The sequence below is a fragment of the Alcanivorax sp. 24 genome (genome assembly GCF_004360225.1).
Classification (GTDB): domain Bacteria; phylum Pseudomonadota; class Gammaproteobacteria; order Pseudomonadales; family Alcanivoracaceae; genus Alloalcanivorax; species Alloalcanivorax xiamenensis.
On sequence record NZ_SNUA01000001.1, the window covers coordinates 91,291 to 106,116 of the forward strand.

Below are 14,826 nucleotides of genomic sequence, written 5' to 3' on the forward strand. Positions count from 1 at the left end.
GTCATGGATTACAACTCGATCCAATTGCAACGGGACGGTGCCATCGCGGTGCTGAGCCTGCATCGCCCTAAAACCATGAACGCGTTGGCGACGGAGCTGCAAAAGGAAATGCTCCACGCCCTGGCGGCGATTGAACAGGACGATGGCGTGCGTGCGCTGATTGTCACCGGCAGCGGCCGTGCCTTCTGCTCCGGCGCTGATCTGGGCACCATGGCGCCGGCCAGCGACGAGTCGGTGGGCACGCGAGTGGCGCGCATGATGCGGGAAACCTCGGTGCCCCTGATCCAGGCGCTGCGCCGCTGCCGGGTGCCGGTGGTGTGCGCGGTGAATGGCGCCGCGGCGGGGGCGGGAGCCAGCCTCGCGCTGGCCGGAGACGTGGTGGTGGCGGCGCGATCCGCTTATTTTCTGTTCCCTTTCATTCCCACCCTGGGCATCCTGCCGGACCTGGGTGCCACCTGGCACCTGCCGCGTCTGGCCGGTTCCGCCCGTGCCATGGGGGCAACCCTGCTGGGGGAGCGTATTCCTTCGGAGCAGGCGGAGCGGTGGGGTATGATCTGGGCCTGCTGTGAGGACGAGGCGCTGGAGAAAACCAGCCGCGAGCTGGCCACACGCCTGGCGGCCTTGCCCCGGGGCGCTGCTTTGGAGGCCCGCCGCGCCCTGGACTCCGCCCAGCACAACACCCTGGATCAGCAAATGGAGCTGGAAACCCAGGGGCAACAACGATTGATCGATAGCGATGCCTTCCAGGAAGGCGTCCAGGCCTTTCTGGAAAAGCGCAGGCCGAACTTCGATTGATTCGCCGCCGGTGACGATGTCGGCACGGTCGGCATCGTTCCTCTATCCCTTTCTCCGGTTGGAGTCACACCACGTGAAAACACAACCCTGGCAACGGGACCCCGAAGCCTACGATTTTCAATTCACCTTCACGCCGCTGTTCTTTCATTTGGATGTGGAGCGGCATGTCAACAATGTGGCGGTACAGAGCTTCCACACCGAGGGGCGACTGCGTTACCTGATGGAACTGTCAGGTGCCGATGGCATCTGGTGTTCCGACCAGGTGCTGCTGCGCCCGCGCCGTACCGTGACCCAGTTTATCGAGGAAACCCACTACCTCACCGACGTGCGGTGCGCGGTGAAACTGGTGGCGGTGGACAAGGACGCCTGCCGTTTCGCCATCGCCCTGTTCCAGAATGGAGAGTGCACCAGTGTGCAGGACTGCCTGATGGGCGCCTGGCGTGACGGTCAGTGGCAAGCTTTGCCAGCGGCGCTGTTCGATACCTTGAGTGCCCGGCTCGGAGACGTGCCGGAACTGGCGCCCTGGCCGGATTTCGACGCCGGCCCGGAGACGGATCGGGGGTACCCGTGCCGGATGCCGCTGGAGCCGCGCTTTATCGATCAGGACACCGACCGCCGGCTGGGGGAGCTGACCATCGCCCGTTATCTGGAACAGTCCCGGGTCAGCTCTCTGGACGCCATGCGTCTGCCTGGCCTGGGCTTGCTGGTGGCGCGCATTGATATTCACTATCTGGACTGGCCGGCGCCCCTGCACAGCGCTTCACTGGCCACCGGGATTGCCGGTTTCGGCAACAGTTCCTTCCGGGTACACAGCGGTGCCCGTGTCAACGATGTTCTGGTCGGTGCCTGCGAAAGCGTGATGGTGTTGATGAACCGCGAACAGCGGCGGCCCACTCAGATTGATGAGGCCATGCGGGAAGCGATGGCGGGGTCGCTCGTGCAGGGTTGAAGCCCGGATATTCCACGTACATGCAACACGCCTATTCGCGAGCAAGCGCGCTTCCCACAGCGGCTTCGTAGCTCCTGTGGGAAGCACGCTTGCTCGCGAATAAGGCGTGCCGGCGTGCCAATCAGTCGTCCTTTTCGACGATGCGCGCCTGTTCAACCAGTCGCACCATGAATGTCCTTTGATAATGGTGGTTGGTGAGGAGGACAGCATGTCGGGACCCCTGAAAGGTTTGAAAATCATCGAGATGGTGGGCATCGGGCCGGGCCCGTTTTGCTCGATGATGTTCGCGGACATGGGCGCGGAGGTGATTCGTATCGACCGCCCCGGACGCGGCGAACCCGGCTCCGCCCGGTTCGATGTGCTGGCCCGGGGGCGGCGTTCCCTGGCACTGGATTTGAAGAAACCCGGCGCCGCCGATCTGGTGCTGGACCTGGTGGAACAGGCCGACGTGCTGATCGAGGGCTTCCGCCCCGGGGTCATGGAAAAAATGGGGCTGGGACCGGAAGTCTGCCTGAGCCGAAAGCCGTCCCTGGTATTCGGCCGCATGACCGGGTGGGGTCAGTTCGGTCCGCTTTCCAGTGCCGCCGGCCATGATCTGAATTACATCGCGCTGACCGGAGCATTGCACGGCATTGGTCGTGCCGATGGCCCGCCGCCGCCGCCGCTCAATTACGTCGGTGACTTTGGTGGCGGCGCCATGATGCTGGCCTTCGGTGTTCTCGCCGCCGTTTACGAATCCCGTGCTTCCGGCCAGGGGCAGGTGGTGGACGCCGCCATGACCGATGGCGCCGCGTTGCTCTCGGCGATGATGTACGGCATGAAAGCCGCCGGTGCCTGGCGCAACGAACGCAGCGCCAACCTGCTGGACGGCGCCGCGCCTTACTACGACACCTATCAATGCGCCGACGGCAAGTTCGTGGCGGTGGGCGCCATCGAGCCGCGGTTCTATGCCGAGTTGTTGAAACGCGCGGAAATCGACGATGCGGAATTCGAAGCACAGAACGATCGTGAGCGCTGGCCGTCTCTGAAGAGCAAGCTGACCCGGCTGTTCGCCAGCCAGCCCCGGGACTACTGGTGCGAACGGCTGGAAGGCAGCGATGCCTGTTTCGCGCCGGTGTTGGATTGGGAGGAGGCGCCGCAGCATCCGCACAACCGCGCCCGCCATACCTTCATCACCGTGGACGGTGTGGTGCAGCCAGCGCCGGCGCCGCGTTTCAGCCGTACTCCGCCACCGGCGCCACGGGCCCCTTCCGCCCGTGGACAGGACAGTGAAGCGATACTGTCGGATTGGGGCATCGACGAGGCCCGTCAGACCGGGCTGCGCGAAAGCGGCATTCTTTAAGACCGTGCGGGTTCCAAGCAGAGGCGTTTATGAGTGAGTCCCTGATTATCGAGGAACGGGATGGCGTCGCCTGGGTGACGCTCAATCGTCCCGAGCGATTGAACGCGCTCAGTCGTGAACTGATCCGTTCCCTTAACCGTTACTTCATTGAGCTGTACCACCGCGACGAAATTCGCGTGGTGGTGCTGCGCGGCGCCGGCCGTGCGTTTTGCGCCGGCCTGGACCTGAAGGAACGCCACGATGGCCCCACCGAGCGTCAGGTGCGGGAGGTGCTCAACGGGCAGCGTGAAGTGCGCGACATCATGGTCAACATGCGCCGCTGCCCGCAGCCGATCATTGCCCTGGTGCAGGGCAGCGCCAGCGGTGGCGGTTTCGCCCTGGCGCTGGCCAGCGACATCCGGTTGATCACGCCGGACGCCCGTTTCAATGCCGCTTTCATTCGCATCGGTCTGGGCGGCTGCGATGTCGGTGTCAGCTATTTTCTGCCACGCATGGTGGGCAGCTCGGTGGCCGCTGAATACCTGCTCACCGGCCGTTTCATGGACGCTGACCGTGCTTACCAACTGGGGCTCGCCAGCCGTGTGGACGACCTGCCGGCACTTGAGTCGGAAGCCCGTTCGCTGATCGATGACATGCTCGCCACCACGCCGCTGGGCCTGCGTTTGACCAAGGACGCCCTGGGGCTGGCGGTGGATCTGCCCAGCCTGGAAGCGGTGGTGGCGCTGGAGGATCGCAATCAGGTCCTGTGCGTGAAAGACGACAATTTCGCAGAAGGGGTGGCGGCGTTTCTGGAAAAACGTCCGCCCCGGTATGCCTGATCCGGAGGAAATAACCGTGCAAGCCAGTGATTTGATGTTTCGCCCCGATCTGCTCAAAGGCCACCGCATTCTGGTGACCGGTGGGGGTACCGGCCTGGGCCGGGAAATGGCCGAGGCTTTGCTGATCCTCGGTGCCCGCGTCTATATCTGCGGCCGCCGTGGCACGGTCCTGGAAGAGACCGCGAAAGCATTGATGGACGCCCATGGCGGCACCGTGGTGCCGGCGACCTGTGATATTCGTGACGCCGACGCCATCGAGGCGATGGTCGATACCATCTGGAAGGACGGTGGCGCTCTGACCGGATTGCTCAACAATGCCGCCGGCAACTTCATCAGCCGCACCGAGGACCTGTCCAGTCGCGGTTTCGATGCCATTTCCAGTATCGTGTTTCGTGGCAGCTTCCTGGTCACCCGGGCCTGTGGCAAGCGCTGGCTGGCGGAAGGCGTCAGTGCGTCGGTGGTGTCCATCCTTACCACCTGGGTGTGGAACGGCTCCCCGTTCGTGGTGCCTTCCGCCATGTCCAAGGCCGGCCTTCACGCCATGACCCAGTCGCTGGCGGTGGAATGGGGCAACCGCGGGTTGCGTTTCAACGCCATCGCACCGGGTCTGTTTCCCACCGAGGGCATGAGCAAGCGGCTGGGGCCGCTCGGAGGCATGCAGGTGCGGGGGTGTCCCATGGGACGTCCGGGCAGGATGCCGGAACTGGCCAATCTGGCGGCGTACTTGCTGGCGCCGGGTTCCGAGTACGTGAACGGCCAAACCATCGCCATCGATGGCGGGCGTTATCAGGCGGACGGTGGTAACTTTGCCGAACTCGCGGCCTGGGGTGATGAGGAATGGCAACAGGCTCGCGAAGCCATTACCCGCCAGAACGAAAAGGATAAAAAACAGCGTTCCTAGGCGTTGGCGCCACAGCCCTGAACAGATTCCAAGGAGAGACCATGAGTGACGTGATCCGTGTGATCGAAACCGAGACGCCCGGGGTGGTGGAGGTTCGCCTCAACCGGCCGGACAAGCACAATGCGTTGAACAGCGAGCTGTTTGCCGCCCTGGCCGGGATGGCGGAACGGCTTTCCGCCTGGCGGGGGCTGCGCGCCGTGGTGCTCAGCGGTGAGGGCAAGAGTTTTTGCGCCGGGCTGGATATGGAAAATTTCTCGCGCATGGCGCAAGGCAGTGGCGCCGGTGTCGGCGGCCGCAAAACCCTGGCCGAACGCACCCACGGTGACAGCAATCTGGCCCAGTACGCCGCCATGGTCTGGCGCGATGTGCCGGTGCCGGTGATCGCCGCGGTCCAAGGCGTGGCCTTTGGCGGTGGCCTGCAAGTGGCCCTGGGCGCGGACCTGCGCCTGGCCCGCGCCGATTCCCGCTGGTCGGTGATGGAAATTCAGTGGGGGTTGGTGCCGGACATGGCCGGCATGGTGTTGATCAGTGAGCTGGTACGGCCGGATCGGGTGCGCGAACTGTGCTATTCCGGCCGTATTTTCGATGGTGAAGAGGCGGCGGACCTGGGATTGGTGACGCGGGTCTGTGAGTCTCCCCGCGAGGAAGCTCTGGCCATGGCCCGGGACATCGCCGGCCGTAACCCTCATGCGGTGCGTGCCATGAAACGCCTGCTCAATCAATCCGCCATGCCACAGGAGCAGACCGCCCGGGTGCTGCTGGCGGAATCGGTGGAACAGGATGCGATCATCGGCCAGCCCAACCAGGTTGAAGCGGTTTATGCCAGAATGGAGAAGCGCGCGCCGGTGTTCCGTGATCCGGAGTAGTCGCTGACAGGCGACGCCAGCTTGGGCGCTCCACGGGCCATTGCTGTCCCACCGTTGTGGAACGGGCCGCTAACACGCAACACGCTGGCACGCCAACACGCGTTGAAAACACTCGGGCATCCCGGGGTTGCTTTGAATTCGTGTCCCCAAGGCCGGCAAGCGGGCCTTGGGTTTGGCGTGCCGGCGTGTCAGCGTGCCAGCGGATTGTGGGACACTAATGCTCCACGGAGCACGATAATTGGGTGAGGAAAGACCGGTGAACCTGTTCGAGGATCCGGAGGCGCCCCGGCGCTTTCTGCGTGAACTGTTCGACGCGGCGGTCCTCGCCGCGCAACCGGAACACTGTGTTCCGCCCTGGCTGCCGGAAGACGATGGTGGTCCGTTGCTGGTGCTCGGTGCCGGTAAGGCGGCGGCGGCCATGGCGCGGGCGGTGGAAGCGCATTGGTCCGGCCCACTCACTGGTCTGGTGGTGACCCGCTATGGCCACGGTTTGCCCACCCGCCACATCGAAGTGGTGGAGGCCGCGCATCCGGTGCCGGACGAAGCCGGGGAACGGGCCGCCCGGCGTATTCTGGAGTTGGCACGGGCGGCGGGACCTGGAGACCGGGTGCTGTGCCTGATCTCCGGTGGTGGTTCGGCACTGCTGAGTCTGCCCGCCGCGGGGCTGTCCCTGTCTTGCAAGCAAGCGCTTACTGGTGAGCTGCTACGCTGCGGCGCCGCCATCGATGAAATCAACACGGTGCGCAAGCATCTGTCGGCGATCAAGGGCGGGCGCCTGGCCGAGGCGCTGGCGCCCGCCGAGTCTCATACCCTGGTGATCTCCGATGTGCCTGGCGATGACCCCAGTGTCATCGCCTCCGGCCCTACCGTGGCGGATGCTTCCACCTCGGCGGAAGCGCTGGCGGTGCTGGAACGCTACGGTATCGAGGTTCCGGAGGCGGTTCGCCGTCACCTGAACAGCCCGGCATCGGAAACCCCGAAACCTGGTGCCACCTGCTTTCAATCCGCTCGCCTCAACTGCATCGCCACACCGGCGCTGAGTCTGCGCGCCGCTGCCCGGCGGGCGCGGGAGCAAGGGGTGGCGGCGGCGGTGCTGTCCGACCGTATCGAAGGTGAGGCGCGGGACATTGGCGTCCTGCACGCGGAGTTGGCTCATCAGGCCCGGCGTGGCGGCGGGTTCGGCGGTTTGCGACTGCCCCTGGTGTTGTTATCGGGCGGCGAAACCACGGTCACCGTGACCGGCAAGGGGCGGGGCGGTCGCAATGCGGAGTTTCTGCTCGGGGCGGCTTTGAATCTGGACGACGTGCCCGGCATTCACGCTCTGGCTGGTGATACCGATGGTATCGACGGTACCGAGGATAACGCCGGCGCGGTGTACCACCCCGGTTTGATGGCCGAAGCCCGGACACGCCAGCTGGATGGTCACCAGGCGCTGGCCGACCATGACGCCTACGGCTTTTTTCAGGCCCTGGGCGGCCTGGTGGTCACCGGCCCCACCCATACCAACGTGAATGACTTCCGCGCCTTTCTGGTACTGGGGTAGCTGGCGGTCCACTGTTGCCCCGCAGCTTTGGACCTGCCCGTTTACAATGCTCATTCGCTGGCAAGCCAGCTTCCCACAGCGGCTCAATAGTCTCTTCTGTGGGAAGCTGGCTTGCCAGCGAATACAGCTGTGATGGTCCGGCCTCCCGAATTTGCGGAGCCCCCGTGGCTCACCGCCCTCGATTCAACCGACGGTGGCTCTAAACCACCCCGGCCTTGCGGGCGATGGCCACCGCCTCGGTGCGGTTGCTGGCGTTGAGCTTGGCATTGATGTTGCGCAAATGAGTACGGATGGTGCTGTCGGAAACAAACAGCTTTTCCGCCATGGCGCTGTTGGAATGCCCTTCCGCGAGCAGCTTGAGCACGCGGATTTCCTTGCGTGTCAGTGGTTCGGGCAGCAGCAATGCCTGTGCGTCTTCCACCGGTGGGTAAGCGTTGAAGACGGTGGGACCAAACCCTTGCAGCAGCTGCTGCAGGTATTCGGCGAACAGAGGCTCGCGGCGATCCTGTTTCCGTTCGAGCGTATCGGACTGCAGATGCACCACCAGCGCGCCCACCCGTGGGCCTTCGTCCAGAATCAGACGGAAATAACCTTCGCGGCAGGCTTCCTTGAGTACTTTTTCCATTTCTTCCAGGGCGCCGCGCAACTGTCCTTTGCGCTGCAGCGCCACCGCCAGGAACAGGCGCAGCTTGCAGGCGCGGCGGTAACGGGAGTCGTTCACCGCTTCGGCGATCGCCTGGCGCAGCTTCTCCACCGCGATACTGGCGTCGCCGACCAGGCTTTCCCAACGTAACCGGCCGATTTGCGCGGTTTCCAGATCGTTGGCCAGCAGCCGCAGTCCCTTCACCCGGTCCCATACCTGCGGGTCGTCGGCCCGCTCCAGCTCGGCCAGGGAAGCCTCTTCGTCGCCCTGCAGCAACATCAGGTGGGCCCGTTCCAGGCGCGCCGTGGCGACCATGCGGGGCTGTTGGCGTCGGTGTCCGGTCAGTTCCAGGGAGGCCAGAATCTGGAACGCCTTATCCAGGTCCCCCTCATGAAAGGCGATACGGGAGAGCATCACGTCGCCAAGGATCATGTGATCCGGCAAACCAATATCGCGCACCAGCGGCACATAGACGTTGAGCAACCGAGCCGCCTGTGGCAGATCATTGGATTCGTAGACGGCGCTGGCATGCAGTACGCCGGCCCAGGCATTGCCGGTGGTGCCGCTGAAGGAAAAGGCGCCACGCGCCCGGGTCATGCCCACCGCGAGACGGAAGCGGGCGGCGGCCTGGCGCTGGCGGCCTTCCTGCAGATCGATGATGCCTTCCACGGATTCGGAATACATGGCGTTGAAGGCGCTTTCGTAGACACCCTGGACGTCGCGGGCACCGTCCAGTAACTGCCGGGCTTCCTGATACTCGCCCATCACCGAATAGGCATTGGCCACGGTATTGACCAGCGCGGTGTCGGCGAAAGGGTCGCCATTGGGCAGTTGCTTCAAGGCTTCGCGGCCGATCCGGTAGGCTTCCTCGAAGTCGTCCATGATCGCCAGAATGGACGGGCGCAGCGCCAGCACATGGGGGCGGATTTGCGGATCGCGGGAGTTTTCCAGGCCGGTACGCTGCAGCAAATCCATGGCCTTGCGCGGGCTGGATGTGAAACACAGAGCCCAGACATGGATCGCCTGCAGCAGCGGAAAGCCATCCAGGCGCTCCGCCGGGATGGTGTCGAACCAGCGCGCCAATAGACGCATGCGTCCCTGGGCCAGCAGCTCTTCACCGTGCACCGCCAGCAGTTCCAGAGCGCGGCGGTAATCCTTGCCCTCCAGGGCATGATCAATGGCCGGCACCGGGCGGTGCTGGTCCTCGAACCAGTGTGAGGCGGCACGGTGCAGATAAGGGACTTCCTGAGGCAGGTGTTGCTCCAATTGCGCGCGCAGGAAATCGGCGAACAGGCTGTGATAGCGGTACAACCGTTCCTGGCCTTCAATCGGCACCAGGAAAATGTTGGCCTCGTTGAGCAGGTTGATCAGTGATTCGCTGTCGGTGTCCGGCAACAGGGCGTTGCACAATGGCACGCTCATGTAGCGCAGAATGCTGGTGCGCAACAGGAAATTCCTGACCCGCGGTGGTTGCTGAGAGAGCACGTCCTCGGCCAGATAGTGGGCCACCGCGCGATTCTCGCCGGAGAAGCCGGCAATGAACTCCGCCGGTGCCGGATGGTGCTCCAATGCCAGGGAGGCGAGCCAGAGCGCCGCCACCCAGCCTTCGGTTTTGTCGTGGATATGGCCGAGGTCGTCCAGTGACAGCGACAGTTGGCGGCAGCCATTGAGAAAATGATGGGTTTCCTCCTTGGAGAAACGCATCAGCTCGGAGTCGATTTCCAGCAACCGTCCACGGGCGCGCAGTCGGCCCAGGCCCAGTTCCGGCACGCTGCGGGAGCCGATCACCAGACGACAATTATGGGGCAGGTGATCAATGATTTCGCGCACCAACCCCAGCACGGTGGGCTCGTGAATCCGTTCGAAATCATCCAGGAACAAGGCGAAGGCCGCATGTTCGGCGGCCAGACTGGTTACCAGTTCCAGAGCGGTGTCGCCGGGCGACTTGCTCGAATGCAGGCCGCGCTCCGGCTCCTGGGGCAACGCCATCATCGAAGAGATCGCCGCTTCGACACAGGAGAGAAAGCGCTGGATGTCGTTGTCGGCATCGTCCAGGGTCAGCCATGCGGTGGCCACACCCTCGGATTCAAACCGTTCCAGGCATTGCGCCATCAGTGTGGATTTACCGAAGCCCGCCGGCGCCTGGAATAACACCAGCTTGGCGGCGCTGGCGCCCACCACGGAGTCACGGATGCGGGTACGGGTAACCTGTGAAGAATGCGACGTGGGCGGGCTCAGCTTGCTATTGAGCAACGTCCTCGTGGAAAGCAGATAGCTCGACGTCTTCATGGAAGCCTACCTCAAGGGTGAACCGAGCCGATGCAACCATCGGTTCTTGTTGTTATGGCTTTATTGCTGCCAGGGCACAGTGCGGGTGAAACGCGGTGAGCAGAGAGTCGAGCGGCTCCCGAGCCGATCTTGCCGCTCTCTGGTACCTGCTACCTTCCGGCTGATTCTTGCCAATTTCCGCACCTACCAAAGGGTATCCTGAAACCTACAGCCGTGGGAGCTTATGTTCAAGCCAGTGCGGTTACTTGTAGGGGGGTGGCAAGGGGTTGTCAATGAACCGGGTCAGGTGGCGAGATTTTGCCAACCTGAACCGGCAGTTTTCGCCAGGGATCAGACGGGAAAGCCAGGGCCTTATTTCTGTTTATTCCATAAATATCAAAGGCCTTGCACTGTTTCGTCCATTTAGACGATATCCAGTGTCGGTGCACTCTCCTAGCCTTTTAGAGCCTGAACAGGCAGGCAGCGGCGCGGTCATGCCGTGGTATCGAAAAGAGAACGAACGTACACCGTCAGAGCCTGAATACTTCCTGGAATTTCAGTGGTCATTGCGATGCAGTGTTCTCGGAACCGCTCCGGCGCCGTTGCCATTCCTTATATGAGTTAATTGAAGGATTTCCTATGAAACTGGATTCTTCCGTGAGCGCAGTGATTACCGGTGGGGCTTCCGGCCTGGGGGCGGCCACTGCCCGGCGTCTGGCCGCCCATGGGGTGCGGGTGGCGCTGTTCGACGTTAACGAAGAGCAAGGCGAGGCCCTGGCGGCCGAACTGGGCGGCGTGTTCTGCAAGGTGGACGTCACCGATGACGCGTCCGTGGACCAGGGCTTCGAAAAGGCCCGTGCCGCCATTGGCCAGGAGCGCATCCTGGTGAACTGCGCCGGCATCGGGGGTTCCGCCAAGACCGCCGGCCGGGACAAGAAAGACGGCTCCACCAATCATTATCCGATCGACCAGTTCAATCGCATTGTCCAGATCAACCTGGTCGGTTCGTTCCGCTGTTCCGCCAAGGCGGCCAAGGGCATGTTGTCCCTGGATCCGCTGGAGCATGGCGAGCGAGGAGTGATGATCAACACGGCCTCGGTGGCCGCTCAGGATGGTCAGATCGGGCAGACCGCCTATTCCGCCTCGAAGGCCGCCCTGGTGGGCATGACGCTGCCCATGGCCCGTGATCTGATGAGCGAGGGCATCCGTGTCAACACCATCATGCCGGGAATCTTCGAAACCCCGCTGCTGGCCCGTTTGCCGGAAAACGTGAAACAGTCCCTGTCCGCCTCGGTGCCGTTCCCGAAACGGCTGGGCAGCCCCGATGAATTCGCCCAGTTGGCGGAAACCATGATCGTCAATGGTTACTTCAACGGTGAGAGTGTGCGCCTGGACGGTGCCATCCGCATGGCGCCACGGTGAGCCGGCAAGGGCGGGAAAATCGTCGCTTCGGACGGTGCTCCCGCCCGGCCACGCTTTGAGAATTCAATCAATCGGTGCCGTTCGTATCGGGCGGCACGCCGCAGGAAGGATCAAAACATGAGTGAAGCCTATATCGTTGCCGCGGCCCGCACCGCGGGTGGCCGCCGCGGCGGCCGTCTCTCCGGCTGGCACCCCGCCGATCTGGCCGGCCAGGTGCTCAATGCCCTGCTGGATCGCGCCGATGCGGACCCGGCTCTGATCGAGGATGTGATCATGGGCTGCGTCGGCCAGGCTGGTGAACAGTCCAACAACGTGGCCCGTAACGCGGTGCTGGCCTCGCGCCTGCCGGAATCGGTGCCGGCCACCTCGGTGGACCGTCAGTGCGGGTCCTCCCAACAAGCATTGCATTTCGCTGCCCAGGCGGTGATGTCCGGCACCCAGGACATCGTTATCGCCGCCGGCGTGGAATCCATGAGCCGGGTTCCCATGGGGTCGCCGTCCTCTCTGGCGCGTCAGCAGGGGCTCGGGCACTACTTCAGCCCGGCGATGAAGGAACGCTACCCGGATATTCCGGATTTCAGCCAGTTCATGGGCGCTGAGATGATGGCCGAGAAGTACGACCTGGCCAAGGACGAGCTGGATCGCTTTGCCCTGCTTAGCCATGAGCGTGCCAGGCGTGCCACCGAGGCTGGTGACTTCAAGGACGAAATCGTGCCGCTGCCGGTTCGCAGCGTCGATGGTGCCGGTGACGGCGAAACCCATGATGTGGATGAAGGCATTCGCTTCGACGCCACTCTGGAAGGCATTCAGAACGTCAAATTGCTGAAGGAAGGCGGGCGTATCACCGCCGCCACCGCCAGCCAGATCTGTGACGGTGCGTCCGGTGTCATGGTGGTCAACGAGCGTGGCCTGAAAGCCCTTGGGCTGGAGCCCATGGCCCGCATTCACCATTTGACCGTGATCGGTCACGATCCGGTGATCATGCTGGAAGCGCCGATTCCAGCCACCGAGCGGGCGCTGAAGAAAGCGGGCATGAGCATTGATGACATCGATCTTTTCGAAGTCAACGAAGCCTTCGCGCCGGTACCGCTGGCCTGGCTGAAAACACTGGGCGCCGACGCCGACCGCCTGAACGTGAACGGCGGCGCCATTTCCCTGGGGCACCCGCTGGGCGGTTCCGGCACCAAGCTGATGACCACGCTGTTGCATGCTCTGAAAAAGCGCGACAAACGCTATGGTCTGCAGACCATGTGTGAAGGCGGCGGTCTGGCCAACGTGACCATCGTCGAGCGCCTCTGATTCCGGACGCGCTGATCTCCCCGCGGGCCGGGGTATACCGGCTTGCGGGGTCCGTTCGGTGGACGAACGGTATAACGAATAACAAAAGGAGGTATCCATGCAGGGTCTGATGCAAGACAAGCCGCTATTGATTTCCTCGCTCATCGAGCACGCGGCCACTTTCCATCCTGATCAGGAAATTGTCTCGCGCAGCATCGAGGGGCCTATTCATCGTACCAATTACCGGCGGATCGCCCATCGCGCCAAACAGGTCGCCAACGTTCTGAACGAGCTGGGCGCCGAATTCGGTGATCGGATTGGTACCCTGGCATGGAACACCTGGCGTCACATGGAGCTTTATTTCGGGGTTTCCGGGTCCGGTGCGGTGCTGCATACGGTGAACCCCCGTCTGTTCCCCGAACAAGTGGAGTACATTCTCAACCACGCCGGGGACAAGGTGCTGTTTTTTGATATCAGCTTCGCGCCGCTGGTGGAGAAACTGGTACCGAAACTCAAAAGTATCGAGCATTTCGTGGCGCTTACTGATCGCGACAACATGCCCGACGCCGATATTCCCGGCCTGCTCTGTTACGAAGACCTGGTGGAAGCCGCCAGCGCTGAATTTGAATGGCCGGAGTTCGACGAGCGTACCGCTTCCAGTCTGTGCTATACCTCCGGCACTACCGGCAATCCGAAAGGCGTGCTGTACTCCCATCGTTCCACCGTATTGCACTCGCTGATGGCGATGGCGCCGGATGCCTTCAATGTCAGCGCCCGATCGACCTTGCTGTTGGTGGTGCCGATGTTTCACGCCAACGCCTGGGGCATGCCCTACGTGGCGGCCATGGTCGGCGCGAAAATGGTTCTGCCCGGCGAACATCTGGACGGTGAGCATCTCTATCCGTTGATGCGTGACGAGCGCGTGACGTTTTCCCAGGCGGTGCCGACAGTGTGGTTGATGTTCTTCCAGTACCTTGATGCCCATCCGGAACTGGATCTGGAGAAGGAACTGTGTCTCGACACCATCGGCATTGGTGGCAGCGCGCCGCCCCGGGCCATGGTGCGGCGGCTGGAGACGCAGCTCGGAGCTCAGGTGATTCAGGGCTGGGGCATGACTGAAACCAGTCCGCTGGGCGTGGTCAACCGGCCCTTGCCCAAACACGATGATCTGGATCGCGATGGCCTGGATGAGCTCAAGGTGAAGCAGGGGCGCGGCATCTGGGGCGTGCACATCAAGATCGTCAACGATGAGGGCGAGCCGCAGCCCTGGGATGGCGTGCATTCCGGCCATCTCTATATTCGCGGCCCCTGGATCGCCAGTGGCTACTTCCGGGCCGAAGGGGGTGGGGCGCTTGATGGTGAGGGCTATTTCCCTACCGGTGATATCGCCACCATGGATCCGGACGGCTATTTGCAATTGGTGGACCGGGCCAAGGACGTTATCAAGTCCGGAGGAGAGTGGATTTCCTCCATGGATTTGGAAAACGCCGCCTTTTCCCATCCCGGCGTGGCGGAAGCCGCGGTGATCGCCATTCCCCATGAGAAATGGCAGGAACGTCCGCTGATGGTAGTGGTGAAGCGCGCGGGTGCGCGGGTTGATGAAGACGAGATCATGGCGCATCTGGCGGAACGAGTGGTGAAGTGGTGGCTGCCGGACGATATCGTGTTCGTCGACGAACTGCCGCATACCGCCACCGGGAAGCTTCTGAAGACCAAGCTACGTGAGCAATTCACCGGTTATCGTCCCCGGCGTGAAGCGGTGAGATCCTGATTTAACGTTTACCTTGAATTCCGCGTCCGTATGCAGGCCAACCGTCCCATCGGTGTCTCTCAGGAGACCGGGCGCGGGGTTCCTTTTTATCCCCTCTCTCTGGATGTCCGCAACTTTGTGACTTCGTCGGAACCGACGATGATCCCCTGACAAACCGCCTCTTACACTCGAAGCACCAATCGATAAGCCTTTGGTGTTTTTCTCTTTGCGTGCAAAAAAGAGAAATTAAA

At 62.8% G+C, this 14,826-nt stretch carries 11 protein-coding genes; 10 read left to right on the forward strand and 1 reads right to left on the reverse strand.

All coding sequences use genetic code 11. The features are described 5' to 3' along the window. Window positions 1-3: 3 nt before the first annotated feature. From E0L37_RS00410 to E0L37_RS00440, 7 genes are all read left to right on the forward strand, one after another. Window positions 4-795, forward strand: a complete 792-nt coding sequence (locus E0L37_RS00410; protein ID WP_133489857.1) for an enoyl-CoA hydratase-related protein — start codon at window positions 4-6, stop codon at window positions 793-795. Between the two features lie 73 nt (window positions 796-868). After that, window positions 869-1,744 carry a hypothetical protein gene (locus E0L37_RS00415; protein ID WP_133489858.1) on the forward strand — a complete coding sequence of 292 codons (876 nt, stop codon included), beginning with the start codon at window positions 869-871 and terminating at the stop codon, window positions 1,742-1,744. Window positions 1,745-1,952: 208 nt separating this feature from the next. Then, a complete protein-coding gene (locus E0L37_RS00420) occupies window positions 1,953-3,086 on the forward strand; it encodes a CaiB/BaiF CoA-transferase family protein (protein WP_133489859.1) in 1,134 nt (377 codons plus the stop codon). Between the two features lie 29 nt (window positions 3,087-3,115). Continuing rightward, window positions 3,116-3,904: an enoyl-CoA hydratase/isomerase family protein gene (locus tag E0L37_RS00425; protein WP_133489860.1), complete on the forward strand. Its 789-nt coding sequence runs from the start codon at window positions 3,116-3,118 to the stop codon at window positions 3,902-3,904. A 16-nt stretch (window positions 3,905-3,920) separates the two neighbouring features. Continuing rightward, entirely contained in the window at window positions 3,921-4,805 is an 885-nt protein-coding gene (locus E0L37_RS00430) for an SDR family oxidoreductase (protein ID WP_133489861.1), read from the forward strand. 41 nt (window positions 4,806-4,846) lie between these two features. Continuing rightward, the gene (locus tag E0L37_RS00435; RefSeq protein ID WP_133489862.1) at window positions 4,847-5,671 is read left to right on the forward strand and encodes a crotonase/enoyl-CoA hydratase family protein; all 825 of its coding nucleotides are present in this window, start codon (window positions 4,847-4,849) and stop codon (window positions 5,669-5,671) included. Window positions 5,672-5,909: 238 nt separating this feature from the next. Beyond that, a complete protein-coding gene (locus E0L37_RS00440) occupies window positions 5,910-7,214 on the forward strand; it encodes a glycerate kinase (RefSeq protein WP_236564101.1) in 1,305 nt (434 codons plus the stop codon). Between the two features lie 199 nt (window positions 7,215-7,413). Here the strand turns inward: E0L37_RS00440 and E0L37_RS00445 are convergent, their stop codons facing one another. After that, on the reverse strand, window positions 7,414-10,146 hold the full coding sequence (locus tag E0L37_RS00445; RefSeq protein ID WP_133489863.1) for a LuxR C-terminal-related transcriptional regulator: 2,733 nt from the start codon (window positions 10,144-10,146) through the stop codon (window positions 7,414-7,416). Between the two features lie 618 nt (window positions 10,147-10,764). Between E0L37_RS00445 and E0L37_RS00450 the strand changes: the two genes are divergently transcribed. The 3 genes from E0L37_RS00450 to E0L37_RS00460 all read left to right on the forward strand — a co-directional run bounded on the left by E0L37_RS00450 (window position 10,765) and on the right by E0L37_RS00460 (window position 14,596). Beyond that, entirely contained in the window at window positions 10,765-11,547 is a 783-nt protein-coding gene (locus E0L37_RS00450) for an SDR family NAD(P)-dependent oxidoreductase (RefSeq protein WP_133489864.1), read from the forward strand. 117 nt (window positions 11,548-11,664) lie between these two features. Next, window positions 11,665-12,846, forward strand: coding sequence for an acetyl-CoA C-acetyltransferase (locus E0L37_RS00455; protein WP_133489865.1), 1,182 nt, complete (start codon window positions 11,665-11,667; stop codon window positions 12,844-12,846). 97 nt (window positions 12,847-12,943) lie between these two features. After that, window positions 12,944-14,596, forward strand: coding sequence for a long-chain-fatty-acid--CoA ligase (locus tag E0L37_RS00460; RefSeq protein ID WP_133489866.1), 1,653 nt, complete (start codon window positions 12,944-12,946; stop codon window positions 14,594-14,596). The last annotated feature ends 230 nt before the right edge of the window (window positions 14,597-14,826 follow it).

Excerpts from the sequence above, each read along its gene's own strand:
- E0L37_RS00450 (WP_133489864.1), top strand. The coding sequence starts at position 10,765 with ATGAAACTGGATTCTTCCGTGAGCGCAGTGATTACCGGTGGGGCTTCC.
- E0L37_RS00455 (WP_133489865.1), top strand. The coding sequence starts at position 11,665 with ATGAGTGAAGCCTATATCGTTGCCGCGGCCCGCACCGCGGGTGGCCGC.
- E0L37_RS00460 (WP_133489866.1), top strand. The coding sequence starts at position 12,944 with ATGCAGGGTCTGATGCAAGACAAGCCGCTATTGATTTCCTCGCTCATC.
- E0L37_RS00420 (WP_133489859.1), top strand. The coding sequence starts at position 1,953 with ATGTCGGGACCCCTGAAAGGTTTGAAAATCATCGAGATGGTGGGCATC.
- E0L37_RS00410 (WP_133489857.1), top strand. The coding sequence starts at position 4 with ATGGATTACAACTCGATCCAATTGCAACGGGACGGTGCCATCGCGGTG.
- E0L37_RS00425 (WP_133489860.1), top strand. The coding sequence starts at position 3,116 with ATGAGTGAGTCCCTGATTATCGAGGAACGGGATGGCGTCGCCTGGGTG.
- E0L37_RS00445 (WP_133489863.1), bottom strand. The coding sequence starts at position 10,146 with ATGAAGACGTCGAGCTATCTGCTTTCCACGAGGACGTTGCTCAATAGC.
- E0L37_RS00435 (WP_133489862.1), top strand. The coding sequence starts at position 4,847 with ATGAGTGACGTGATCCGTGTGATCGAAACCGAGACGCCCGGGGTGGTG.